23 protein-coding genes, 4 tRNA genes and 1 riboswitch are annotated in these 25,008 nt (G+C 60.0%); of the genes, 7 read left to right on the plus strand and 20 right to left on the minus strand.

Annotated elements, in window-relative coordinates:
* Positions 1 to 102: 102 nt before the first annotated feature.
* The 6 genes from flgE to J7E36_RS22270 form a co-directional block, all read right to left on the minus strand.
* A complete protein-coding gene (flgE, locus tag J7E36_RS22245; RefSeq protein WP_215007960.1) occupies positions 103 to 1,419 on the minus strand; it encodes a flagellar hook protein FlgE in 1,317 nt (438 codons plus the stop codon).
* Between the two features lie 30 nt (positions 1,420 to 1,449).
* Entirely contained in the window at positions 1,450 to 2,172 is a 723-nt protein-coding gene (gene flgD / locus J7E36_RS22250) for a flagellar hook assembly protein FlgD (RefSeq protein ID WP_215007963.1), read from the minus strand.
* Positions 2,173 to 2,187: 15 nt separating this feature from the next.
* Positions 2,188 to 2,631 (minus strand): flagellar basal body rod protein FlgC, encoded by a 444-nt coding sequence (gene flgC, locus J7E36_RS22255; protein WP_215007965.1) that lies wholly within the window; start codon positions 2,629 to 2,631, stop codon positions 2,188 to 2,190.
* Positions 2,632 to 2,634: 3 nt separating this feature from the next.
* Complete coding sequence (flgB, locus tag J7E36_RS22260; RefSeq protein ID WP_215007968.1) at positions 2,635 to 3,042, minus strand: flagellar basal body rod protein FlgB; 408 nt, start codon at positions 3,040 to 3,042, stop codon at positions 2,635 to 2,637.
* Positions 3,043 to 3,404: 362 nt separating this feature from the next.
* Complete coding sequence (gene cheR / locus J7E36_RS22265; RefSeq protein ID WP_215007971.1) at positions 3,405 to 4,232, minus strand: protein-glutamate O-methyltransferase CheR; 828 nt, start codon at positions 4,230 to 4,232, stop codon at positions 3,405 to 3,407.
* A 53-nt stretch (positions 4,233 to 4,285) separates the two neighbouring features.
* The gene (locus tag J7E36_RS22270) at positions 4,286 to 5,212 is read right to left on the minus strand and encodes a chemotaxis protein CheV (protein ID WP_215007974.1); all 927 of its coding nucleotides are present in this window, start codon (positions 5,210 to 5,212) and stop codon (positions 4,286 to 4,288) included.
* 78 nt (positions 5,213 to 5,290) lie between these two features.
* On the opposite strand from J7E36_RS22270, the gene flgA reads away from it, so the two are divergent.
* From flgA to J7E36_RS22290, 4 genes are all read left to right on the plus strand, one after another.
* On the plus strand, positions 5,291 to 6,055 hold the full coding sequence (gene flgA / locus J7E36_RS22275) for a flagellar basal body P-ring formation chaperone FlgA (protein WP_215007977.1): 765 nt from the start codon (positions 5,291 to 5,293) through the stop codon (positions 6,053 to 6,055).
* Positions 6,056 to 6,228: 173 nt separating this feature from the next.
* Positions 6,229 to 6,537 carry a flagellar biosynthesis anti-sigma factor FlgM gene (gene flgM / locus J7E36_RS22280; RefSeq protein WP_215007980.1) on the plus strand — a complete coding sequence of 103 codons (309 nt, stop codon included), beginning with the start codon at positions 6,229 to 6,231 and terminating at the stop codon, positions 6,535 to 6,537.
* 47 nt (positions 6,538 to 6,584) lie between these two features.
* A complete protein-coding gene (locus J7E36_RS22285) occupies positions 6,585 to 7,052 on the plus strand; it encodes a flagella synthesis protein FlgN (RefSeq protein ID WP_215007983.1) in 468 nt (155 codons plus the stop codon).
* A 92-nt stretch (positions 7,053 to 7,144) separates the two neighbouring features.
* On the plus strand, positions 7,145 to 7,891 hold the full coding sequence (locus tag J7E36_RS22290; protein WP_215007987.1) for a flagellar brake protein: 747 nt from the start codon (positions 7,145 to 7,147) through the stop codon (positions 7,889 to 7,891).
* A gap of 62 nt (positions 7,892 to 7,953) precedes the next feature.
* On the opposite strand, the gene J7E36_RS22295 is transcribed toward J7E36_RS22290, so the two are convergent.
* The 5 genes from J7E36_RS22295 to J7E36_RS22315 form a co-directional block, all read right to left on the minus strand.
* Positions 7,954 to 9,315, minus strand: coding sequence for an MFS transporter (locus J7E36_RS22295; protein ID WP_215007990.1), 1,362 nt, complete (start codon positions 9,313 to 9,315; stop codon positions 7,954 to 7,956).
* Between the two features lie 69 nt (positions 9,316 to 9,384).
* On the minus strand, positions 9,385 to 10,626 hold the full coding sequence (locus tag J7E36_RS22300; protein ID WP_215008054.1) for a glutamine synthetase family protein: 1,242 nt from the start codon (positions 10,624 to 10,626) through the stop codon (positions 9,385 to 9,387).
* A 240-nt stretch (positions 10,627 to 10,866) separates the two neighbouring features.
* Complete coding sequence (locus tag J7E36_RS22305; protein WP_215007993.1) at positions 10,867 to 11,559, minus strand: sensor histidine kinase; 693 nt, start codon at positions 11,557 to 11,559, stop codon at positions 10,867 to 10,869.
* Entirely contained in the window at positions 11,552 to 13,159 is a 1,608-nt protein-coding gene (locus J7E36_RS22310; protein WP_215007996.1) for a tetratricopeptide repeat-containing response regulator, read from the minus strand. Before J7E36_RS22310 ends, J7E36_RS22305 begins: the two co-directional genes overlap by 8 nt.
* A 262-nt stretch (positions 13,160 to 13,421) precedes the next feature.
* Positions 13,422 to 13,498: transfer RNA gene (locus J7E36_RS22315), tRNA-Arg, on the minus strand.
* 527 nt (positions 13,499 to 14,025) lie between these two features.
* Between J7E36_RS22315 and J7E36_RS22320 the strand changes: the two genes are divergently transcribed.
* Entirely contained in the window at positions 14,026 to 14,352 is a 327-nt protein-coding gene (locus J7E36_RS22320) for an Arc family DNA-binding protein (protein WP_215007999.1), read from the plus strand.
* 179 nt (positions 14,353 to 14,531) lie between these two features.
* Here J7E36_RS22320 and mgtE read toward each other — a convergent pair whose 3' ends face one another.
* Positions 14,532 to 15,974 carry a magnesium transporter gene (gene mgtE / locus J7E36_RS22325; protein WP_215008002.1) on the minus strand — a complete coding sequence of 481 codons (1,443 nt, stop codon included), beginning with the start codon at positions 15,972 to 15,974 and terminating at the stop codon, positions 14,532 to 14,534.
* A gap of 377 nt (positions 15,975 to 16,351) precedes the next feature.
* Between mgtE and J7E36_RS22330 the strand changes: the two genes are divergently transcribed.
* Positions 16,352 to 16,858, plus strand: coding sequence for a cell envelope protein SmpA (locus J7E36_RS22330; protein WP_215008018.1), 507 nt, complete (start codon positions 16,352 to 16,354; stop codon positions 16,856 to 16,858).
* A 40-nt stretch (positions 16,859 to 16,898) separates the two neighbouring features.
* On the opposite strand, the gene J7E36_RS22335 is transcribed toward J7E36_RS22330, so the two are convergent.
* The 7 genes from J7E36_RS22335 to ltaE all read right to left on the minus strand — a co-directional run bounded on the left by J7E36_RS22335 (position 16,899) and on the right by ltaE (position 22,855).
* Positions 16,899 to 16,975: transfer RNA gene (locus tag J7E36_RS22335), tRNA-Arg, on the minus strand.
* Positions 16,976 to 17,047: 72 nt separating this feature from the next.
* A tRNA-Arg gene (locus J7E36_RS22340) sits at positions 17,048 to 17,124 on the minus strand.
* Between the two features lie 107 nt (positions 17,125 to 17,231).
* A tRNA-Ser gene (locus J7E36_RS22345) sits at positions 17,232 to 17,322 on the minus strand.
* 62 nt (positions 17,323 to 17,384) lie between these two features.
* Positions 17,385 to 17,573, minus strand: coding sequence for a carbon storage regulator CsrA (gene csrA, locus J7E36_RS22350; protein ID WP_003178872.1), 189 nt, complete (start codon positions 17,571 to 17,573; stop codon positions 17,385 to 17,387).
* 181 nt (positions 17,574 to 17,754) lie between these two features.
* Positions 17,755 to 18,996 (minus strand): aspartate kinase, encoded by a 1,242-nt coding sequence (locus tag J7E36_RS22355; protein ID WP_215008021.1) that lies wholly within the window; start codon positions 18,994 to 18,996, stop codon positions 17,755 to 17,757.
* An 87-nt stretch (positions 18,997 to 19,083) separates the two neighbouring features.
* Entirely contained in the window at positions 19,084 to 21,705 is a 2,622-nt protein-coding gene (gene alaS, locus J7E36_RS22360; protein ID WP_215008024.1) for an alanine--tRNA ligase, read from the minus strand.
* 145 nt (positions 21,706 to 21,850) lie between these two features.
* Positions 21,851 to 22,855: a low-specificity L-threonine aldolase gene (ltaE, locus tag J7E36_RS22365; protein WP_215008026.1), complete on the minus strand. Its 1,005-nt coding sequence runs from the start codon at positions 22,853 to 22,855 to the stop codon at positions 21,851 to 21,853.
* 239 nt (positions 22,856 to 23,094) lie between these two features.
* Positions 23,095 to 23,262: riboswitch (FMN riboswitch) on the plus strand.
* 100 nt (positions 23,263 to 23,362) lie between these two features.
* Here ltaE and J7E36_RS22370 point away from each other — a divergent pair.
* The gene (locus J7E36_RS22370; protein ID WP_215008028.1) at positions 23,363 to 23,872 is read left to right on the plus strand and encodes a 6,7-dimethyl-8-ribityllumazine synthase; all 510 of its coding nucleotides are present in this window, start codon (positions 23,363 to 23,365) and stop codon (positions 23,870 to 23,872) included.
* Positions 23,873 to 23,991: 119 nt separating this feature from the next.
* Here J7E36_RS22370 and astE read toward each other — a convergent pair whose 3' ends face one another.
* Positions 23,992 to 24,999, minus strand: a complete 1,008-nt coding sequence (gene astE / locus J7E36_RS22375; RefSeq protein WP_215008030.1) for a succinylglutamate desuccinylase — start codon at positions 24,997 to 24,999, stop codon at positions 23,992 to 23,994.
* Positions 25,000 to 25,008 lie beyond the last annotated feature (9 nt).

The raw sequence follows: 25,008 nt of genomic DNA on the forward strand, positions 1-25,008 counted from the left end.
GCCTGCTCGCGATGGGGCCGGGGAAGCCATACAAAACACCCACCCAAAAGAAAGCCCCTCTGGCGAGGGGCTTCTTGTACAACCTTCAAGCAACCATCGACATCACGCCATCTGAATGATGGTCTGCATGATAGTGCTCTGGGTGGAGATGGTCTTGGCGTTCGCCTGGTAGTTGCTCTGGGCCTTGATCAGCTCGACCAGTTCATTGGTCAGGTTGACGTTGGACTCTTCCAGGGCGTTGGAGACGATCGAACCCAGGGTACCGGTGGTTGGAGCGTCGTAGCCCGGGATCCCCGACGAGAAGGTTTCCTTCCAACTGGTGCCGCCTACCGGTTGCAGGCCTTGCTCGTTGGTGAAGCTGGCGAGGGCCAGTTGGCCGATCGGCTTGGTCTGGTTGTTGCTGAAGTTGGCCAGCAGTACACCGGAGCCATCGATGGTCAGGTTGGTGATCTGACCGGTGGCGTAACCGTTCTGGGTCGGGATCGAACGCGCAGTGTCGGCGTTGAATTGGGTGGTCTTGCCCATGGAGATCGTGATGGATGGCGCACTCGTGGCGCCGTTGGCAGCCCATACACCGTTGGTCACGGTGCCGGGAACCCAACCCGTCAGCACCAGATCGTTGTTGATGGTCGGCGCGGTGGCAGGCGGCACGGGTGGCGTGCTGACCTGAGTCAGTTTACCGCTCGAATCAAAGCTCATGGTCGAGGAGATCGGCGCGGTCGCACCCGTGGTGGTAGGCAAGCTACCGTCCAGGTTGCGGCCGTCGATCAAGGTATAAACGTTCCAGGTGTTGCCAGCCGTCTTGACCATGTACTGGTCCATGGAATGCTGGTTGCCCTGGGTGTCATAGACCGGGGTGGTGAATTGCTTGGTGAAGGTGGAGGTATCGGTCGGGTTGAACGCCGCCGTGATCGCCGTCGCCGTCGAGTTCAGGTTGATGGTCGACGACACCAGGCTGGTGGCGCTCGGCGGCAGGTTGGAGGTGTCGATACGCAGGTCGGTCAGGATCCCGTTCTGGATCTTGCCGTTCGCATCCACGCCGTAGCCTTGCAACTTCGAAGTGCCATCGCTGTTGGTGATATAGCCTTCCTTGTCGGTCTTGAACGTACCGGCACGGGTGTAGCTCAGGGAACCGTCGTTGCTCAGGACGAAGAAGCCCTGGCCCTGGATGCCCATGTCCAGCACGTTGCCGGTGTTGTTGACGTCACCCTGGCCGAACTGCTGGGAAACGTTGGACAGGCGCACGCCGTTGCCGACGGTCTTGCTGCCCGAGCCCAGCTTGGTGGCCGAGTAGACGTCTTCGAATTCCGCGCGGGACGATTTGAAACCGGTGGTCGCCACGTTGGCGATGTTGTTACCGGTGACGTCCAGCTGCTTATTGGCTGCATAGAGACCGCTAAGGCCGATGTTGAAAGACATGTTTGACTCCTTTGCCGGGTTAGTCGGCTCTTACATACCAATAGTTTGTACTTTGGACAGGGCAATGCTGCCCAGCCCGGCCAGGTTGAGCATCAGCTCACCGCCCGTCTGGCTGATCGTCACGCTGCTGACCGTGGCCGGCAGGTTGGTGATCAGCGACGTGGGCTTGCCGTCGATGGCGGTCGTGGCTGCAAAGTTATACGTGCCCGAGGGGACCGTGGTGCCGGCGTCGCTCTTGCCATCCCAGATGAAAGCGGAATTGCCGGCCGCCTGGCTGCCCAGGTCAATGGTGCGCACGGTCTTGCCATCCTTATCGACGATCTTGACCGCGACCGAGGACACCGATGTCGGGACCACCACCGTGCCATTGAGGCTCTTGGAGGTGTCGACCACCGCCTTGTCGCCGGGGGCAATGACCGAACGTCCAACCAGCGACGAGGCCTGCAGGGCCTGGGACGAGTTGTAGTTGCCGGCGATGCCGCTCACGGTCGTGTTGAGGGTGGTGATGCCTTCCAGGCTGCTGAACTGCGCCAACTGGGCGACGAATTCACCGTTATCCTGGGGCTCGAGCGGGTTCTGGTTCTTCAGCTGGGTGACCAGCAATTGCAGGAACGCATCCTTGCCCAGCTCCTTCTTGCCCGTCGCGGCGCCCGTCAGCGACGAGAGACCATCGGTGGTGGTCGGCGTCTTGACCGAGGAGTTGGCCAGGATATCGTTGAGACTCAAACCACCGGTGCTGTTAGTAACGCTCATGTGACTCGCCCCTTATCACTGACCGAGGGTCAGGACCTTCTGCATCATGGTTTTGGCGGTGTTCATCATTTCGGCGTTGGTCTGGAACGAACGACTGGCGGAAATCATGTCGGCCATTTCTTCGACAACGTTGACGTTCGGGTAGTAGACATAACCCTTGGCGTCGGCGGCCGGATGGTTTGGCTCGTAACGTGCTTCGAGATTGCTCTGGTCTTCGACCACGCCCAGCACCTGTACACCCTGCCCTGCCGCGTCCTGTTGCTGGAACAGCGAGTCGCTGCCGCCGGACTGCCCCCCCTGGTACATGGTGGCGAATACCGGGTGGCGGGCACGGTAGGTCTGGTCGATGCTCGAAGAAACGGTCTCGGCGTTGGCGATGTTACTGGCGACGGTGTTCAGGCGAGTGGTCTGGGCACTCATGGCACTGCCGGCGATGTTGAAGACGCTCGCAATCGACATGGCTTACTCTCCGCGCAGGGCTGATACCAGCCCTTTGAATTTACTGTTGAGCAGGGTGAGGCTGGCCTGGAAGTTCACGGAGTTTTCCGCGTAGTTGGACTGTTCCAGTTGAGCATCCACGGTGTTCTGGTCGATCGAGGGCTGCATCGGCGTGCGATACATCAGCGACTCGTCGCCGTTGCCCAGGCCTTCGGCCTCGATATGACGGCTGTTGGTCATGTTCAGGGCGAAGCTGCCGTTCTTGGTCTTCTCGTTCTGCTCGGCGAGCACTTTGGAAAAGTCCAGGTCCCGAGCCTTGTAGTTCGGGGTGTCGGCGTTGGCAATGTTGTTGGCCAGGACTTCGGCACGCTGGGCGCGGAAGCCCAGGGCCTGTTCATGGATACCGAGCGCTTTTTCGAAGCTGATGCTCATGGCGCAAACCTTTGGTGACCAGAATGTACGTGCAATGGCTATAGCAAGCGTCATGCCACTTTTCAAAACCCCATAAACCGGGGCTTTGCGGGCAGCGGCAAGGCGGCAATGCCAGAAAAGCGGCAATGGGTTTCCGCTTACCTGCCGCTTTTCTGCCGCTCGAACGGGCTGAATAGCATTTCTTTGTGGGAGCGGGCTTGCTCGCGAAAGCGTAGTGTCAGCCGACATCAATGCCACTGTTGCATCGCATTCGCGAGCAAGCCCGCTCCCACAGGGGAATGTAGATGCCCAGAAGATAATCAACAGATATAAAAAAACGGGAGCCTTTGAAGGACTCCCGTTTTTTTGACACCCCGAACGATTCACTTCGCCTGGTAGATGATCCCCGGACTGCACTGGACCATCTGGTAGTGGTCCGGCAAACCGTTCAACGCCTCCGAGGCGCCAAGGAACAGATAGCCGCCCGGTTTCAGCGTGCTGTGGATGCGCAACAGGATGTCCTTCTTCACTTCGGCGGAGAAGTAGATCAGCACGTTGCGGCAAAACACGATGTCGAACTTGCCCAGGCTGGCGTAGCTGTCCAGCAGGTTGAACGAGCGGAACTCCACCCGGCTCTTGATTGGCGCCTTGATCATCCAGCGCCCAGGCCCTTTCGGATCGAAGTAGCGTTGCAGGCGGTCAGGCGACAGGCCACGACCAATGGCCAGGCTGTCGTACTCACCGGTCTTGCAGTTATTGAGCATGGTCCCGGACAGGTCGGTGGCGACGATCTGCACCCCGCCCTTCAACTGGCCCATGTTGGTCCGCTCGAACTCATCGATGGACATCGACAGCGAATAGGGTTCCTGACCCGACGAACAGGCCGCCGACCAGATACGCAGGCGCTGGCCCGGGCTGGCCTTGATGGCCGCCGGCAGCACTTTGTTCTTCAATACTTCGAACGGATACGTATCGCGAAACCACAGGGTTTCGTTGGTGGTCATCGCATCCACCACCATCTCGCGCAAACCACTGCGCGGCTGGGTCTGGATACGCTGCACCAGTTCGCCCAACGACTTGAGGCCCTGCTGCTCCATCAATTTGTTGAGACGGCTCGACACCAGATATTGCTTGTTTTCACCAAGCAATATGCCACAGGCTTTTTCCAGGAAGACCCGGAACTGTTCGAAATCCAAATTACCCGTAGACAAGATACCGCCTCTTTCATTGTGTTGACGTGCCGGGCGCACAATGCGCCCGACTTTTATTCTGCTGACTTGATTCGGTCGACCACCCGGGACGCCAGGTCATCGGGCCGGAACTTCGCCAGGAAATCGTCGGCCCCGACTTTCTTGACCATCGCCTGGTTGAAGACACCGGACAACGACGTGTGAAGGATGATATGCAATTTTTGCATACGCGGATCGTTGCGGATTTCCGACGTCAGGGTGTACCCGTCCATCTCCGGCATCTCGATGTCGGAGATCATCATCAGGAACTCCTCTTCCGGCTTCTTGCCCTCATCGACCAGGTTGCGCAGATAATCCAGCGCCTGCCGTCCATCGTTCAACGCCACCACTTCGACGCCGATCGTTTGCAGACAGCGGGTCACCTGCTTGCGTGCCACCGACGAATCGTCGACGGTCAGCACCCGCAAGGAAACCGCTTTGTGCTGGGTTTCGGCATCCACGACGCCATGGGAAATCGTTTCCGTCGTCGGCGCCACTTCGGCGAGGATCTTCTCCACGTCGATGATTTCCACCAATTGGTTATCGACCCGGGTCACTGCCGTCAGGTAGTGATCGCGGCCGGTGCCCTTGGGCGGTGGATGGATCTCTTCCCAGTTCATGTTGACGATGCGCTCCACTGAACGCACCAGGAAACCCTGGGTCTTGGTGTTGTACTCGGTGATGATCACAAACGGATTGCTCTGATCCATCAACCGCCCCGAACCGGTCGCCATCGCCAGGTCGAGAATCGGGATGGTCGCGCCCCGAATGTTCGCTACACCACACACCACGGGACTGGACTTGGGCATCAGGGTCAGCTTGGGGCATTGCAGCACCTCGCGAACCTTGAATACGTTGATCCCGTACAACTGCTTGCCATCCAGACGGAACAGCAACAGCTCCAGGCGATTCTGACCGACCAGCTGTGTACGCTGGTTTACCGAATCCATTACTCCCGCCATGCCCTGACTCCTACCTAACGCTAATGGGTCCGACGCGCATTCATCACTAAACGGCACGGGGCTTGCTATTCAACCGGCATGAATGCACAAACGACATTTTCTCGACGCCTGACCACTCACTGCCGCCACTGGCTCGGTGCACTGTTGGCTGCCTGCCTGTTCACCACCGGCAACCCCGCCCTTGCGGAGGCTCCGGTTACCTTGCCTGATCTCCTTATCGGCGTCACTCAGGGCTTTCTTGAATTCACCGTAGAAGACTATCTGGCAACCAGTCAAACCGAAGGTCGCTATGAAATCGAAGTCAATCAGCTCGACCCGCGTCTGCGCATGCCGATGTGCGACAAGGAATTGACTGCTTCGCTGGAGAGCCCCGCCCGCCCCCTGGGTCGCGTCACGGTGAAGGTTCGTTGCGACAGTACGGCGCCGTGGACAGTGTTTGTGCCCGCCCAAGTGCATCTATTCCGTGAAATTGTCACCACCACCCGGCCGCTCAAGCGCTCCGGAATCGTCGAGCCCCAGGACGTCACGTTGCGGGAACGGGACGTCAGCGTGGTCACCCAGGGGTTCCTGACCTCGGTCGATCAGGCCATCGGGCAGAAACTTGTCCGACCAATGGTCGCCGACCAGATCGTCACACTCGTCCATCTGGAGCAGGCAGAGGTCGTGCGCAAGGGCGATCAGGTGGTCATCACCGCGCGCAGTGGCGGCGTGGCCGTCAGAATGCCGGGGGAAGCACTTTCCAATGGCGGCATGCTGGAACAGATCCGAGTGAAGAACCTCAACTCTCAGCGAGTGATCAAGGCGCAAGTAACAGCGCCGGGGCAGGTAGAGGTGGCCATGTAGTGATCTGGCAGGACGGGTAGAAAGCTGGCGCTTGATCCCGGTGTTCCCTAGACTGTGCCTTTACGCAAAGGCAAGCGCGGACGTGCGCACGCTCATTGGATAATTGAGCCTAAAGTTTTTTCAGGGATAGCCGAAAACATGGCAAGCGTCCAAATATCCAGAGGTTTTCTACCATGGTCATCGACTTCAATCGTTTAAACAGCTCTTCACCGTTGACAGGCACTACGCGTACCAGCGCCAGCAAGGAAGCCGACAAATCCGCGCCGCAGTCTACTCCGGCCGAACACGTCAGCAATGGAGAGTCGGTTCACCTCAGCAATGAGGCTCAGCAGTTGCAGAAGGTCACTGACAAGCTGCGCGATCAACCTGTCGTCGACAACGCCCGCGTGGCCGAGTTGAAAGCAGCTATCGCCGATGGCAGCTATAAAGTCGACAGCAACCGCGTAGCCAGCAAACTGCTCAACTTCGAAGCCCAGCGCTAGGCCGCCGCCTGCGCCAGGCTTTTGGACGCTAAGACCCAAGGCCAGCCATGCACGACACGAATTTATTGCAACTGATCATCGATGACTTCGTTCCAGCACAACAATTGCTGGAGCTATTGCAGACCGAATCACTGGCCCTGCACGGTCGCGACATGCCCTTGCTGGAAAATATCCTGGCACGCAAACAGGCATTGATCATCTTGCTCGACCAGCATGGCCGCAAGCGCAGCGAGATCCTCGCCAGCCTCAACCTGCCCGCCAACCAGGACGGCCTTGCGCAATTCGCCAGCCAGTCGCCGATCGGCGATCAATTGCTGTCTCAAAGCGAAGTGCTCAATGAGCTGCTTGCCCAGTGCCAGGCCGCCAACGTGCGCAATGGCCAGTCGATCCAGGTACAACAGGCCGCCACCGCCAATCAGTTGCGCATCCTCAACGGCGGTGAAATCCCTACCTTGTATGACGCTCGCGGTTCGACCGCCAAGATGGTCAAGCACCGCCCGCTCAGCCAGGCATGAAACGAACAATGCCGGCGCTCTATCAACGCGCGCTACATGCTGGCAAAATGCTGGCCCTTCGTAGTCGTATTTTGCCTGGAGATTGACCTACCGTGTTCAATGCCTCAAACGCGGATGATGCTCCGCAACCGCCCAAGGTCCTTACCACGCCCCTGGAAATCTCCGGCAACCTGCGCATGCTGCAAGAGAGCCACGATCCGCTGATCATCACCTTCCACGAGCGCACCCAGCGCTTCCAGAGCTATCTGGTGGATGTCGACCGCGAGAGCAATTCCATCGCTCTGGACGAAATGATCCCCCGCGATGGCGAGCGCTTCTTGCTGGCGGGGGAGCCGTTTCGTGTCGAAGGGTTTCATGATGGCGTGCGCATCGCCTGGGAAGGCAAGGGTCCGCTGACCATCTCCGAGACCGGCGACGGTCGTTGCTATCGCGGCGCGCTGCCCGACGAAGTGGTCTACCACCAACGTCGCAATGCCTTTCGCGCGGCCTTGAAGCTGGCGCAACTGGTGGACGTCGAACTGGGCGGCGACAAACTCAAGTCACCGGCAAGAGGCAAGCTGCTGGACATCTCCGCCACCGGTTGCAAGCTGCGCTTTGAAGGTGACATTACCGAACGCCTGCAATTGGGCCAGGTCTACGAGCGTTTCATCGCCGCCCTGCCCTTCGGCAACATGACCGCGCCGGTCGAGTTGCGCTACCTGCACTTCGAAGAAAGGATCAACACCACCTTCGCCGGCGTGCGCTTCCACAATATCAGCGGGCTGGTGCAGCGGCAGGTCGAGCGTTTCGTCTACCAGCTCCAGCGTGAAGCCCGTCGTTTCGACAAAGACGACCTTTGATCTCGCTCCATAAGAAAACGGGCAGTCCCTTGCGGCGACTGCCCGTTTTTTTCATGCGCGATTTATGGCCTGGCTTGCGTAAAACTGGGCGCCTGCGCCTCATCACCTGCTGATTCGGCCTCTGTGACCGGCTCTGGCTCAGGTTCAGCCTCGGGAGTCGCTGGCGCCTGCATCTGCTCCTGCACCACCTGCTCATCCACACGAGGGTCGAGGCACGCGACCAAGGGTGAACTGGACATGCTGTCCGGCATTGCCACGTGATGCAGCGGAGCGTCGTCGACCTGATGCAGATTGGTGACCGCTTTCGGCCGGATCCGCCACACCAGCACCAAAGCGAAGAAGGCAGAAAATGCATACAACATGTGGCTGCCGAACATCTTCATCAACACCCCGGCCACCAGCGGCCCGATGCTCGCCCCGACGCCATAGGTCACCAGCAGCATAGCGGTCAGCGACACCCGCCGATCCGCCTCGACGTGGTCGTTGGAAAACGCCACCGCCAGCGGGTACAGGCAGAACTGCACCAGCGAGCAGAAGAACCCCGCGACGAACAGCACTTGCAGCGGCACATTCGAGAGGATCGCCAACGGCATCGCGCACACCGCCAGGGCCAGCGCAAAGCAACGGATCAGCAACGCCCGGTCGTAGCGGTCGGACAGCCAGCCCAGGGGCCACTGCACCAGCAAGCCGGCAAAAATGCAGCTACCCATGAACAGACCGACCTGCTCGGTCGACAGGCCCTGCTGGGAGGCATACAGCGGCGCCAGGCCATAGAACGAGCCGACGATCAGCCCCGAGCCCAACACCGTGCTCAGCGACTGCGGCACGCGCTTGATGAAAAAGCGCGGCTCCATCGGTGCCGGATGCAACGCGGCCGGGTGAATCCGCCGGGTCAGCGCCACCGGCACCAGGCACAGGGCGAAACACAGCGCCACCAGCATCAGCAGCTCCAGGCCCAGGGCCGGGTGAATCACCAAGATCAGTTGCCCCAATACCATCCCCAGGTACGAGGCAATCATGTAGCCGCTGAACACCACCCCACGCTGCTTGGCGTCGGCCTGTTCGTTGAGCCAGCTCTCGATGACCATGTACTGGCACATCATGCCGAGGCCGACGATCATCCGCAGCACGATCCAGGCCGGCAGCCAATTCACCAGCCCGTGGCCCAGCACCGCCGCCCCGACGATCCCGGCACAGGCCGAATAGGCACGGATATGCCCGACGCGGGCGATCAGTCGATGGCCGATCTTGCCGCCCAGTACCAGGCCGAAATAGTTGGCGGCCATCAGCGCACCGACCCACAGGCTGTCGACGTGGTCGGCGGCCAGACGCAAGGCCAGGTAGGTACTCAACAGGCCGGAGCCGATCAACATCATCAGCGAGGCGAAATACAGCGCTCGAAAAGGTTTCCAGATTTGGCGCATCGGCGTTCCGAGCGGCTCCTTGAGGTGGGTAGGGGCTATCTTTGAAGATAGCCCGAATGCAACGATTCGTTATGCCTGGGCCGCCAGAACGCGCCGCTCCCAGGGGGTGATTTCATCAAAGAAGCTGGTCAGCTCCAGGGTCTTCGAGGCGATGTAGCCTTCGATGAACTCCGCACCGAACAGTTCCTTCGCCAGATGACTACGCTTCAGACGCTCCAGCGCAGCATGCAAGGTACATGGCAACGAAAGATTATCCGGCACCTCGAATTCACCCTGGATCGCCGCGCTTGGCTCCAGGCGGTTCTCAATGCCATGAAGCCCGGCAGCCAGGCTGGCGGCAATCGCCAGGTAGGGGTTGGCATCGGCACCCGGCAAGCGGTTCTCCACCCGCCGGGCCACCGGTGAACTGGCAGGAATCCGCAACCCGGCCGAACGGTTGTCATGGGACCAGCAGGCATTGTTTGGCGATGCGAACGGATGGCACAAGCGATGGTAGGAATTCACGTTGGGCGCAAACAGCGCCGTGAAGTCCGCCAGGCCGGCCTGCTGGCCGCCGATGAAGTGCCGGAACGTCGCCGTCGGCTCGCCCGCTTCGTCGCTGAACACATTGCGCCCACTGCCCAGCTCGACGATGCTCTGGTGGATGTGCATCGAGCTGCCCGCCGTGTGCGCCAGGGGCTTGGCCATGCAGACCACGATCAGCCCGTGCTTGAGCGCCACTTCCTTGAGCAGGTGCTTGAACAGGAAGGTCTGGTCAGCCAGCAACAAAGGGTCGCCGTGAAGCAGATTGATTTCGAACTGGCTCACGCCCATCTCGTGCATGAACGTGTCACGGGGCAAGCCCAGCGCCGCCATGCAGGCATAGACCTCATTGAAGAACGGACGCAGGCCATTGTTGGAACTGATGCTGAAGGCTGAGTGGCCGTCTTCGCGACGTCCATCCAGGCCCAGCGGCGGCAGGAACGACTGGGTCGGGTCAGGGTTGGGCGCAAACACGAAGAACTCAAGCTCGGTCGCCACGACGGGCGCCAGGCCCAGGGCTGCATAGCGAGCGATCACAGCCTTGAGCTGGCCGCGCGTGGAAAGACGGGAGCTTTCACCGGTCAGTTCATCGGCGTCACAGATCGCCAACGCACGCGGCTGTTGGCTCCAGGGCAGGCGGTGGATCTGCTGTGGATCGGCCACCAGTGCCAGGTCGCCGTCGTCACTGCCGTAAAAACGTGCCGCCGGATATCCCCCCATGATGCATTGCAGCAGTACGCCACGCGCCAACTGCAACCGTCGACCCTCAAGGAAACCCTCGGCGGTCATCACCTTGCCCCGTGGCACGCCATTCAAGTCCGGCGTGACACATTCAATCTCATCAATGCCCGTCAATCGCTGCGCGAGTGAACGCTGGCCATCGGTCGTCATGACGCAATCCTTTGTTTATAGCGAGCCGCGAACGGCAACCCGTACAAAATAGGCTTCGGCTGTTCGGAATATCAAGCAGGGAGAAAGAATAAACGCCGGGCAAATATTCCATGTGGTCTGCCTTTGCTGATCAAGGGTTCAGGGCAGGTAGATCCTGAACACCCCGCCACCCAGTACGCCACCATTGGCTATCTCGGTGCGCCCACTCACACCGCCACGCTGATGCAGCGCGGCGATTCGCGCCGCGAAGTACAAGCCCAGCCCGGTGCTGCCACTGCTGTGGTTGATGCCCTGCACGTAATCGGCCTGGCGCTCGATCATCTCGGCCGGGTAACCCTCGCCGTCATCGTTGATGGTCAGCACCAACTGCCCGGCCTCGTCACTCGCACTGACCAACAGGGCCTGGCGCCCATGGCGAATGGCATTGGTGATGCAGTTGTCGAGCACCGACGCAACGAGCTCGCGGTCGAAAAAACCCAGGGGACTGAGTGGGTCGACTTCATAAGTCGCCATGATCCCGCGGCTGCGGAACACGTCCTGATGAGCGGCCAGTTGCGCCTCGATGAAGTCATCCAGCTCATGGTAGGCCGGGTGCAGCGGCAACTGGTTGACGCCGAGCTTGTACAGCCCCAGCAGTTGCACCATCAAGCCATTGAGGTGGGCGAACTCGAACTCGATGACGCCCTGCTCCGAGGTCTGTCGCTCGGCATCGGGCAACCGCTCGAGCCATTGCGTATGCGCCTGCATGAGCAAGGTCAGGGAGTTCTTCATGTCGTGCACGGTCGACGCGATCACCGTGGAAAAATCGAGAGCCTGTTCGCTGTCATTCATCGCCAAATGCCTTGCTTCGCAGTTTCTGATAACGCGCAAAACGCGCATCGGTGTCGGGCATCATGCCCACCAGTTTCAGACAGGCGCGGCACTCCTGCAGCAGCTCCGACTCCACACTGGTATCGGTGCCATGCAGCAGGGACTGCGCCATGTTCAGGGCAATACTGATGTTCTTCGGTTGCAGCTTCAGGGCACGCCGGAACAGCTCCCGCGCCTCCGGCAGCGCGCCGGTCTTGTAGACACGCACGCCCTCGCGGTTCAGCTCGGCGGCGGCATTGCCCTGATTGAGGATGTTCGGGTCGTCGGTGAGTTTGGCGATGCCTTGCATCACCGTCGGGTCATCGCCGTAGATCTCTGCGCAGTTCTTCAGCATCGACTCACCGGCGCTGGTCTGGCCGAGCATCTGCAATTGCTTGGCAACCAGCAGCGCGGCCTCGGCGCTCATGAACTGCTCCATGCCATCAAGACGCTGCAAGGCCTGTTCGGTGAGCTTTTCTGCGGTTTCAGCATCGTTGAGCAGCAGGCTCGTGGCCTTCATCAATCGCGCCCGAACCTGCAGGCCCGGGTCGTTGAGGTTTTCCTTCGCCACAGCGCTGAGGGTGGTGTTGATCTCCAGCCGCGTGCGCGTATCCAGACCCTTTTCGCTGCCCTTGCTGATCAGCGCATGGGCCAGGCCCAGGTTGGTCTCCGGGTCCTTGAAGCGCGACTGCGCACCCTGCCCGACCGCCTGGCGATAGGCCCTGGACGCGGTGTCATAGTCTTCGTTGGTCATCGCCAACTTGCCCAACAGCGCTTGGCGGCGCACCGCCAGGGGCGACAGGCGAACCGCCTCTTCCAGCACCCTCTGCGCCTGCTTCGTGTCGCCTTCGGCCACCAGCACATCGGCCATGCCGTCGTACAAGGCCGGCATCATCGGGAAGGTTTTCAGCGCCTTTTCGTAGACGTCCTTGGCCTGCAACACCTGACCGCGCTTGAACAGCAACTTGCCCAGGCCCGCATAAGCCCAAGGCAGCGGGCGATCCGCCAGGATGGTGTTGTACAGGCGCTCCAGCGCTTCGTTCTGATTCAGGTCGCGCAACGCATCGGCCCGATAACGCAGACACAACGGCCCGTAGCGCGGATCCTGCTTGCACAGGGCGATGCACGCATTGAGCACTTCCATGGGCTTGCCGCGATCCAGCGCCTGGAGGATCGGCTTGAGCAACGTCTTGCGCTGTTCCAGACGCTCCAGCCGCTGGGCCAGGCCGGAGCGGTTGAACGGCTTGGTCAGGTACGCATCGGGCTCATGCTCCAGGGCACTGAGCACCATCGCCTGACTGGTCTCGGCTGTCACCATGAGAAATACACTTTCATGGCTGATCAGCTTCTCGACCATCAGGTCTTCCAGAACCTGCTGGCCGTTCTTGCGCCCGTCACCCAGGTGATAGTCCTGCAGAATGAAGTCGTAGCGCTTCTGCGAGCACATGCGCAGCGCCACTTCGCCGGTGTCGGCGGTGTCCACGTCCTTGACGCCCAGCTCACGCAACATGGAGCGGATCGAGCTGCGGAAATCCGAGAAATCATCGACGATCAGAAAACTTTTTTGGTGGTACGCCAGCATCGAGGATGTCCAGGCAAGTAAGAAGATGCACCCAATGGCAAGACTAGCAAACGCCGTTTCGCGGCCCTGTGTAGCGCGCAGATGATAGTCGCCCGGCATTCGTGATCAAGCGGCTTGGAAAACCTCTTGGTCAGGTTGTGCCATGGCGCACATTGCGAGTGGCTCCTGCGTGGCGAAACGCTGGAGAAAGCAGGGCTCGTCAGGTTATCGGCAGGACGTGGCATTCCGTTAAGCGGATATGCAGGAGAGGCAGGTGTGATAATGGTGTCCCAGGGCAGGTTCGAACTGCCAACCTTCCCCTTAGGAGGGGGATGCTCTATCCAATTGAGCTACTGAGACACACGTCGACCACGAGAAACGCGGTGCGTAGGACGGCGTGCATGTTAACGACCTGTCCTGCGTTTGTCATGTTGTCCAAGACTATTTAAGTGTAGGCGAATGGTTCAGCCGGCAGGTTCGAAGACCAAGGGTTAAAAATGACCGCCGCTCATCTGCCGTAGGCACGCCCAACCTAGTAAATCGGCAAATTGCCACTATCCTGTACACTGCACGGACGAGACACCGCCTTCTGCTTCATTGCGGTTATCCGCCAAACGGTATGGCACATCGACACGATGCCACGGTCACACAATGCGGCCCTGCTCATTTTTTCAAACCAGTCCGCATTTTTTGATGAAGGGTACTGGCATAACGCCTTTACGCGGATCAGAATTTGTCACAGAATTGGCGCCAATGATCTGGCAATTTTGAGGCATGATGCGGGCCTCTTAACGATTCAGGTTGAACATTTGGCTTCGGAGCCTGTCCTATCGACATCCTGCGGCCAAATCCCGAGAACCGCTCCCCTGAACTAACCGGTTAAATATATGCGCCCAATGAAACAGGCAATTTATTCCAGCCGTACGGCTGACAAGTTCGTCGTACGTCTGCCAGAAGGAATGCGAGAACGCATTGCCGAGGTGGCTCGTAATCATCACCGCAGCATGAACTCTGAAATCATCGCGCGCCTTGAGCAAAGCCTGATCCAGGAAGGTGCGTTGGGTGAAGAGTTGAGCATGCGCCTGGACAGCCCGGAGCTGTCGCTGCATGAGCGCGAGCTGCTGCAGCGCTTCCGACAACTTTCTCATCGTCAGCAGAACGCCCTCGTTTCGCTGATCGCTCATGATGCAGAGATGGCCGCAGACGCGTCCTGATCGCACCAAGCTATTCAAGCCAGCCTTGTGCTGGCTTTTTTTTGCCTGGGATCTGGGCTCGACTGTGATCGATCCCATGCTCCGCGTGGGAATACCTCAAGGACGCTCCGCGTTCGGCTTCGAAAGCGACGCAGAGCGTCTTAGGCTGCATGTTCCCACAGAGCGTGGGAACGAGCGGTTCAGAGCAGGAAAATCGTCGCCAGCCCCAGGAAAATGAAGAAGCCGCCGCTGTCGGTCACCGCAGTGATCATCACACTGGCCCCCATGGCCGGGTCACGCCCCGTGCGCGCCAGGGTCATGGGAATCAAGACCCCCATCAGTGCTGCCAATAACAAGTTGAGTGTCATCGCGGCAGTCATCACCACCCCCAGCGACCAGCTGCCGTACAGCAGATAAGCCACCACGCCGATCACCCCACCCCAAACCAGGCCGTTGATCAAGGCAACGGCCAGCTCCTTGCGCATCAAGCGCGAAGTATTGCCGGTACTGACCTGGTCCAGCGCCATGGCACGGACGATCATGGTGATGGTCTGGTTGCCGGAGTTGCCGCCGATCCCCGCCACGATGGGCATCAATGCCGCCAGCGCCACCAGCTTCTCGATGGAGCCTTCGAACAGGCCAATGACCCGAGAGGCGACAAATGCCGTAATCAGATTGATCGCCAGCCAGGCCCAACGGTTACGCAGGGATTTCCAGACCGAGGCAAAGATGTCTTCTTCTTCGCGCAGACCGGCCATGTTGAGGACTTCGCTTTCGCTTTCCTCACGAATCAGGTCGACCATCTCGTCGATGGTCAGACGGCCGATCAACTTGCCGTTCTTGTCGACCACCGGCGCAGAAATCAAGTCATACCGCTCAAACGCCTGGGCCGCATCATAGGCGTTTTCGTCCGGGTGAAAGCTCACCGGATCGCTGGCCATGACTTCGGCCACCTGCTTTTCCGGGTCGTTGACGAGCAGCCGCTTGATGGGCAGCACGCCCTTCAGCACGCCGTCGTAATCCACCACGAAGAGTTTGTCGGTGTGCCCCGGCAGCTCCTTGAGGCGACGCAGGTAGCGCAATACCACTTCAAGGCTGACATCCTCGCGGATCGTCACCATCTCGAAGTCCATCAGCGCACCGACCTGCTCCTCGTCATAGGACAGCGCCGAGCGCACACGCTCACGTTGCTGGCCGTCGAGGGTTTCCATCAGTTCGTGGACGACGTCCCGGGGCAGTTCGGGTGCCAGGTCGGCGAGTTCGTCGGCGTCCATTTCCTTGGCGGCCGCGAGTAACTCGTGGTCATCCATGTCGGCGATCAGGGTTTCCCGGACCGAGTCGGAGACTTCGAGCAGGATGTCGCCGTCGCGATCAGCCTTGACCAACTGCCAGACCGTCAGACGCTCTTCCAGTGGCAGGGCTTCAAGAATGTAGGCGACGTCGGCGGAGTGCAGGTCATCGAGCTTGCGCTGCAGCTCGACGAGGTTCTGTCGGTGGACCAGGTTCTCCACCCGATCGTGGTGCGGACCTTCCTGGCGATGCGTCAGGTCTTCGACGACCCGCTGGCGCTGCAGCAGCTCAACGACTTGAGCAAGACGATCCTGAAGGCTTTCCTGCGTTTTTTTTACTTCTACTTGGGTCATAGGCGAACTCCACTCCCAGCAGTGGAGCACGCCGGAAGGATCAATCAGTCAATTCATGATTGGCAAAGCTGAATATTGAGTAACTACTGGGTAAGTCCATGGAAATTTTCCAAAGCCCCGGCGGGGCTGACGGGCGCAATCATACACCGCTTGACGCTTTAAAACGTTAAAAAATCATGGCAAGAACAAGCGCTTGCGAGACAAACCTGAACATAGGCTGAACCTGTCTCTTTACGACGACTTATCCTGAAAAGAAAACACACACGCCGTTGTAAATGTAGCGCCTACCCTGATACCAGCCAGCCATGTGAGAGCAAAGCTTTGCTCCCTCAGGCCCTGCATCAACCCACCTTTCAACCGTCAAGGAAGGCGCTCGAATGCCGTTCAGTCGCTCTATTTTTCTACTCGCCCTCCTGTGCTGCCTGCCCTCCTGGGCGGCCGGGCAAACAGTTCATCGCTGCGAGAGCAGTGCGGGACACGTGACATTCACGACCTTGAGCTGCGGACCGGAGGAGGACCTGTCGCTGCAACACATACGCCCCTACAGCCCGGGCACGATCGCGCCGACGACCGAATCGATGCTGCCGGAAGCCGAGCCCCGGCCAACCTCTAGTAATAGAAGAACCGGACGCAAAGAACCGACCGTGGTCGGCCAGTTCGAAGACCGTTGCGGCAACCTCATCAGTGCCAGGCAACGCCGGGAAGCCATCTTGGAGAAGCGCATCATTGCCGGCATGAGCCAGCAAGATGTGGAGAGCGCCCTGGGCAAGCCACACTCGATCAAGATCAGGAATTCGAGCACGCGATACACCTACGCGGCGAAGAAAGGCCGCAGCGCAGAAATCGTGTTCGATGAGGAAGGATGCGTGAAAGGCAAATTGTAGATAGCAAAAAGCCCGCGTTAAACGCGGGCTTTTTGGTGTTTGGTGCACTCGACAGGATTCGAACCTGTGACCGCTCGGTTCGTAGCCGAGTACTCTATCCAGCTGAGCTACGAGTGCAAGTTGTGGTTTTATACCAGATCACAACTGGTTGAAGCCAAGTAATTTGCAACGCTGCAAATAACTCTTAAATGGTGCACTCGACAGGATTCGAACCTGTGACCGCTCGGTTCGTAGCCGAGTACTCTATCCAGCTGAGCTACGAGTGCATTTGTTGCCGCGCATTATAGGTCGTCAAATCCTTTTGTAAAGCGCTTTTTTCAGTAATTTCAAGCACTTACTGAAAAAGCCAGGTTCTGACGCACTAAACGAATAATGGCGGAGAACGGGGGATTCGAACCCCCGACACCCTTTTGAGGTGTACTCCCTTAGCAGGGGAGCGCCTTCGGCCACTCGGCCAGCTCTCCGCAACACGGGGCGTATATTAACCACCTTCCTCCCCGTTTGCAAACATAAAAATCGATAAAAATTAATGGCTTGGTTCGTCGTCCTTCTCTTTCTTGATACGCAGGTAAATTTCCTCCCGGTGTACAGCAACCTCTTTCGGGGCATTGACGCCGATACGCACCTGGTTTCCTTTGACGCCAAGCACGGTTACGGTGATCTCACCATCGCCAATAATCAGGCTTTCCGCACACCGACGGGTCAGAATCAGCATACCTTTCTCCTCACGCAATTCAGTTCAGGGACAACAGTCGGCAAAAAAGGCATGGACCTGCAACCGAAACGGTCGAAGCCTCCAAGCCTTAGTATTGACCAGCGCGGGCAAAAGAACAGTTTTGGGACGCGCCATTCAAAAAAACAAAGGGCGCGGTCCAGCCGCGCCCTCAGGCCAACGCTTACTCGCCCTGCCGGGCAGCGGCGTCGAGTTCGAAAGCCGTGTGCAGGGCGCGCACGGCCAACTCCAGGTACTTCTCTTCGATCACCACGGAAACCTTGATTTCCGAGGTCGAGATCATCTGGATGTTGATGGTTTCCTTGGCCAGCGCTTCGAACATCCGGCTGGCCACGCCTGCGTGGGAGCGCATGCCGACACCGACGATCGAAACCTTGGCGATCTTCGTATCGCCCACCACTTCCCGGGCACCGATCTCGCCTGCGGTCTTCTTCAGCACTGCCTCAGCAGCCGGGTAGTCGTTGCGGTGCACGGTGAAGGTGAAGTCAGTGGTGTTATCGTGCGCGACATTCTGCACGATCATGTCGACTTCGATGTTCGCGGCACTGATCGGGCCGAGAATCTTGAACGCCACGCCGGGGGTGTCTGGCACGCCACGGATGGTCAGCTTGGCTTCATCGCGGTTGAAAGCGATGCCGGAAATGATCGGCTGTTCCATGGATTCCTCTTCATCAATAGTAATGAGGGTGCCCGGACCCTCTTTGAAGCTGTGCAGAACGCGCAGCGGAACGTTGTACTTGCCAGCGAATTCGACCGCCCGGATCTGCAACACCTTTGAGCCGAGACTGGCCATTTCCAGCATCTCTTCGAACGTGATCTTGTCCAGGCGCTGAGCCACAGGCACCACCCGCGGATCGGTCGTGTAGACGCCGTCCACGTCGGTGTAGATCTGGCATTCGTCAGCCTTGAGAGCCGCCGCCAGCGCTACACCGGTCGTGTCGGAGCCGCCACGGCCGAGGGTCGTGATATTGCCCTGCTCGTCCACGCCCTGGAAACCGGCCACGACCACGACGCGACCCGCCTTCAGGTCACCGCGAATCTTCTGATCGTCGATCTGCAGGATACGCGCCTTGTTGTGCGCGCTGTCCGTCAGGATACGGACCTGGTTGCCGGTGTAGGACACCGCCGGCACGCCACGCTTGATCAACGCCATGGCCAGCAAGGCGATGGTCACCTGTTCGCCGGTGGAAACGATCACGTCCAGCTCGCGGGGAACCGGTTGCTGGTCGCCGCTGATTTGCTTGGCCAGATCGATCAGACGGTTGGTCTCGCCGCTCATTGCCGACAGCACGACCACCAGGTCATCGCCCGCATCACGGAATTTCTTAACCTTGTCGGCGACCTGTTCGATTCGCTCGACAGTACCGACCGAGGTGCCGCCAAATTTCTGTACGATCAAAGCCATTTCAAAGCCGCCTCTGCCCCTGAAGGGCGCCCAATGATCACAACAGCGGCCGGGCCCGCCACTAGACGGCAAACCCGGGACGCTGCCTTAAATACCCTGCTCTACAAATGCAACGGTCTGGGCCAGTGCCGCGTCCAGTGCGCCGACGTCGGTACCGCCGCCTTGCGCCATGTCCGGACGACCACCGCCCTTCCCGCCCACTGCCGCAGCGGCCTGCTTCATCAAATCACCGGCCTTGAGTTGGCCAGTCAGGTCTTTGGTCACGCCTGCGACGAGAACGACCTTTTCCTCATGGACACTGCCGAGCAGGATCACTGCACGGCCGAGTTTGTTTTTCAATTGATCGACCAGCGCCAACAGCGCCTTGCCATCCTGGCCGTCGAGACGCACGGCCAGCACCTTCACGCCCTTGACGTCCACGGCCTGGGCCGACAGATCGTCGCCCGCGGCGCTGGCGGCCTTGGCCTGCAACTGTTCCAGTTGCTTTTCCAGCGCGCGGTTGCGCTCCAGCACCGCCGACAGCTTGTCGATCAGGTTGTCGCGACTGCCCTTGATCAGGCTCGCCGCTTCCTTGAGTTGTTCTTCGGCCGCGTTGAGGTACGCCAGGGCCGCAGCGCCGGTGACCGCCTCGATACGGCGCACGCCGGCGGCCACACCGCCTTCGCTGATGATCTTCAGCAGGCCGATGTCGCCGGTCCGGGTGGCGTGGATGCCACCGCACAGCTCCACGGAGAAATCACCCATGCTCAGTACGCGCACGCTGTCGCCGTACTTCTCGCCGAACAGCGCCATCGCGCCCTTCTGCTTGGCGGTCTCGATGTCGGTTTCTTCAGTCTCTACCGGGGAGTTCTTGCGAATCTCGGCATTGACGATGTCTTCCAGCGCCTTGAGCTGTTCAGGCTTGATGGCTTCGAAGTGGCTGAAGTCAAAGCGCAGGCGCTGACTGTCGACCAACGAACCTTTCTGCTGGACGTGCTCGCCCAGCACCTGGCGCAACGCCGCGTGCAGCAGGTGCGTGGCGGAGTGGTTCAGCGCTGTGGCATGGCGAACCTCGGCGTCGACATGAGCCGCCACCGGGGCCGCGACCATCAGGCTGCCCGAGGCCAGCACGCCGTGGTGCAGGAACGCACCGCCGGTCTTGGTGGTGTCGCGCACGTCGAAGCGCGAGCTGCCGGCCTGCAGGTAGCCGCTGTCGCCGATCTGGCCGCCGGACTCGGCGTAGAACGGTGTCTTGTCCAGGACGATCACGCCTTCCTGGCCTTCGCTCAGGATGTCGACCGACTGGCCGTCCTTATAGATGGCAACGATCTTTGCCGAACCAGTGGTGCCGGCGTAGCCCATGAATTCAGTGGCCACGTCAACCTTGACCAGGCTGTTGTAGTCCATGCCGAAGGAGCTGGCAGAGCGCGCACGCACCCGCTGGGCGTCCATTTCGCGCTCGAAACCTGCCTCGTCGAGGGTCAGGTTGCGCTCGCGGGCGATGTCGCCGGTCAGGTCCATCGGGAAGCCGTAGGTGTCATACAACTTGAACACCACGTCGCCCGGCACCACGCTGCCCTTGAGCTCGGCCAGGTCCTGTTCGAGGATCTTCAGGCCTTGTTCCAGGGTCTTGGCGAACTGCTCTTCTTCAGCCTTGAGCACGCGCTCGATGTGGGCCTGCTGGGCTTTGAGTTCCGGGAAGGCTTCGCCCATCTCGGCCGCCAGTGCCGCAACGATCTGATAGAAGAAGCTGCCCTTGGCGCCCAGCTTGTTGCCGTGACGGCAGGCACGCCGAATGATCCGGCGCAGCACGTAGCCACGGCCTTCGTTGGACGGCAACACGCCGTCAGCAATCAGGAAGCCGCAGGAACGGATATGGTCGGCGACCACTTTCAGCGAAGCCTGGTTGTCGTTGGTGCAACCGATGGCCTTGGCCGAAGCGTCCAGCAGGCTCTGGAACAGGTCGATTTCGTAGTTGGAGTGAACGTGCTGCAACACCGCACTGATCCGTTCCAGGCCCATGCCGGTGTCGACCGATGGCGCTGGCAGCGGATGCAACACGCCATCGGCGGTGCGGTTGAACTGCATGAACACGTTGTTCCAGATCTCGATGTAGCGGTCGCCGTCCTCTTCCGGCGAGCCGGGTGGGCCACCCCAGATGTCGGCGCCGTGATCGTAGAAGATCTCGGTGCAAGGGCCGCACGGGCCGGTATCGCCCATGGTCCAGAAGTTGTCGGAGGCGTAAGGCGCGCCTTTATTGTCGCCGATGCGCACCATGCGCTCGGCCGGGACACCGACCTCTTTGGTCCAGATGTCATAGGCTTCGTCATCGGTGGCATAGACCGTTACCCAAAGCTTCTCCTTCGGCAGGTTCAGCCATTTGTCGGAGGTCAGGAAGGTCCAGGCGAAGGTGATGGCGTCGCGCTTGAAATAGTCGCCGAAGCTGAAGTTACCCAGCATTTCGAAGAACGTGTGGTGACGAGCGGTATAGCCGACGTTTTCCAGGTCGTTGTGCTTGCCGCCGGCACGCACGCATTTCTGGCTGCTCACCGCGCGGGTGTAGGCACGTTTTTCCTGGCCCAGGAAGCAGTCCTTGAACTGGTTCATCCCCGCGTTGGTGAACAGCAGGGTCGGGTCATTGCCCGGAATCAAAGAGCTGGAGGCTACTCGGGTATGGCCTTGCTCTTCGAAGAAGCGAAGGAAGGCTTCACGGATTTCTGCGCTTTTCATTAGGTTCTTCCACGGAGGCTGCGGCCAAAGGCCTGTGCAAAACGTCGACAGACGAAGCAACGGCAAAGGGCCGCATTATATCGGCCCTTCGCGTGGGGTACAGCGTGTTATGCGATTGAAACTGTCAATTGGGCCGCTTGAGCGATCAGTTGCCGGAAAATTCGATGAAAGTGGCGATCACCCGATCGATTTGCCCGGCATCGACGTCCAAGTGGGTCACCATTCGCAAGCGCGGCGCAGCAACAAGCTTGATGCCACGTTCAGCGGCAAACGCCTTGATCGCCTCGGCTCGCTCGCCCATTTGCACGTAGACCATGTTGGTCTGCACCGGCTCGACCTCGTAGCCGGCCGCGCGCAAGCCTTCGGCGAGGCGCTGGGCATTGGCGTGGTCATCGGCCAGGCGTTGGACCTGATGCTCCAGGGCATACAGCCCCGCCGCCGCGAGAATCCCGGCCTGGCGCATGCCGCCGCCAACCATTTTGCGCAGCCGGCGCGCCTTGGCGATCAGCTCGACGCTGCCGCACAGAACCGAGCCGATTGGCGCGCCAAGGCCTTTGGACAGGCACACCGAGACCGAATCGAAATGCCGGGTGATTTCCCGCGCATCGACATTCAGCTTGACCGCCGCGTTGTACAACCGCGCGCCATCCAGGTGCAGCGCCAGGCCGTGTTCCCGTGTGAATTGCCGGGCCTGGGCCAGGTACTCCAGCGGCAGCACCTTGCCCTGCATGGTGTTTTCCAGGGCCAGCAGGCGGGTTCGGGCGAAGTGGAAGTCATCGGGCTTGATGGCCGCGGCCACCTGCGCCAGGTCCAGGGAGCCGTCGGGCTGCACTTCAAGCGGTTGCGGCTGGATCGAACCCAGCACCGCCGCCCCGCCGCCTTCGTACTTATAGGTGTGGGCCTGCTGGCCAACGATGTATTCGTCGCCACGCTCGCAGTGGGCCATCAACCCGAGCAGGTTGCTCATAGTGCCCGAGGGCACGAACAGTGCCGCCGCAAAGCCCAGGCGCTCGGCGAGTTCGGCTTCGAGGCGATTGACGGTCGGGTCTTCGCCGTACACATCGTCGCCGGTTGGCGCATTGGCCATTGCATCGAGCATGCCGGCGGAGGGCTGGGTGACCGTGTCGCTGCGAAGATCGATAACACTCATGAATCTGGCCTCGGGTTCTGGTGGAGGATTTCCCTCTTGAGCGCCATTACTGCGGGCATGGCGATGAATAATCAAGGCAGATCGGAGGAAAAGACACAAAACCCTGTGGGAGCGAGCCTGCTCGCGATGCCGGAGTGTCAGCCGCCATCAGTATTGTCTGACAGACCGCTATCGCGAGCAGGCTCGCTCCCACAAGGGTTCTGTGTTAAAAATCGTCCGCTGTCACAAACGTGGCGGCAAAACGTTCTCAGGGCGGGGTGTAACTCCCCACCGGCGGTAATTGCACGCAAGGTGCATAGCCCGCGAGCGCTTGGTGGTACACGGCTATGGCGGTGTAACGGCAAGGTCAGCAGACCCGGTGTGATCCCGGGGCCGACGGTCATAGTCCGGATGAAGAGAGAACGGGATTGACACCCAAGGGCCGACTGCGACTGTCTGTGCGCGGCGTACCCTCGAATCCCCTTCGATTCATGACGCCCTGTTTTTCACACAAACAGGAACCAGAACATGCAACCCACCGCAATCGATAGCAAAAGCAAAAGCCATCCGGGCGAGCGCATCGCGTTCATCCAGGCCTGCTGGCACAAGGAAATCGTCGACCAGAGCCGTAACGGCTTCGTCGCCGAAATGCTCAACCAGGGTTATCAGGAAAGTGATATCGACTTCTTCGAAGTCGGTGGCGCGTTCGAAATCCCGCTGCACGCCAAGCTGCTGGCCAAGTCAGGCCGTTACGCCGGCATCGTCGCCGCCGGCCTGGTGGTGGACGGTGGCATCTATCGTCACGAGTTCGTCGCCCAATCGGTGATCAGCGGCCTGATGCAGGTCCAGCTGGAAACCGAAGTGCCGGTGTTCTCGGTGGTGCTGACCCCGCATCACTTCCATGCCGGGGAAGAGCACCAGAAGTTCTTCTTCGAGCATTTCGTGCACAAGGGCCAGGAAGCGGCGAAGACCTGCGCCGATACCCTGTACAAGACCCGGGCTTTGCGTCGCACCGAACAGCGGGCAGTAGCGGTCTAAACACTGACCCCACTGTGGGAGCGAGCCTGCTCGCGATGACGGAGTGTCATTCGCCATCGATGTTGGCTGATAGACCGCTATCGCGAGCAGGCTCGCTCCCACAGGGGATCTGTGTCGGGTCAGGCCAGGTTCTCGTCAGTGGCCGGCACGATCAAAATCCCGGCCCTTAGGCCGTTCTTCACCTTGGGGTTGGGAAAGATGATCCGCGCGCCCTCCTCTTCGATCACCCAGCGGCTCTGGGCGATGTCTTCGGCCAGCACGTAGCCCTTTTCAAGCGCCGAGAAGTTCTCGATGTCCGCCGGCAGGTTCAGGCGGAAACTGTCGCTGTGCTTGATGATTTCCCGGGCGACGCTGAACAGCTGCAAGCCCTCCAGCCCTTCGTCCAGCTCAGGCTCGTTGCCTTCGATGATCTGTTGCAGGCGGGTTTCCAGCAGGCTGACGTTGACGCCGTCGTTCTGCCCGAACGGCCGGGCCTTGCCCAATTCCAGGGTGAAGGACTCGGCGCCGAGCTGGTCGTAGGTGTAGGCGCTGAACACAATCGACGGTTTGTTCTGCAACAACACCGCCTCCATGCCCGCCGCCCGCAGGCGCGCCAGTTCACGCCGTGAGTGCTGGCGACCATCCTTCCAAGGGTACAGGGCAAACTGTTCGATTTTCGAGCCACGGATGGCGGTGTGCAGGTCGTAGTGCAAGCGGCTGCGTTCCGGCCGGTTGAAGAAACTGGCGGCCAGCCGCTCCAGCTCACAGGCGCGCAACGCCTCGGCGCCGCCACTCAGTTCGTGGCGACCGTTGAACAGCCGGTTGACGTCCTGCTCGACGAACCGCTCACCGCGCCGAATGGCCTCGGGGTTGCCGAACAGAAACAGAATGCGTGCCCGGGGCTTCAAGTCCCCACGGGCGATGTCGTGCAGCAAGCGGTCGAGCAACTCGATCGGCGCGGTTTCGTTGCCGTGGATACCGGCTGACAGCAGCAGGTCCAGGCCGTTATCCCGGGCTTCGGGCGGCTTGACCTCCAGCGCGCCCTCGCTCAACCAGCGCATCCGTACGCCTTCGACAGTCAGTTGAGTCTTCTCCGCCGGTTCACGGCCGGCGAGGGTCAGTTCAAGCAGTTTGCCGAGGGCGAGCATAGCGCGGTT

It is taken from the genome of Pseudomonas fluorescens (assembly GCF_018614775.1).
Lineage (GTDB): Bacteria > Pseudomonadota > Gammaproteobacteria > Pseudomonadales > Pseudomonadaceae > Aquipseudomonas > Aquipseudomonas fluorescens_BY.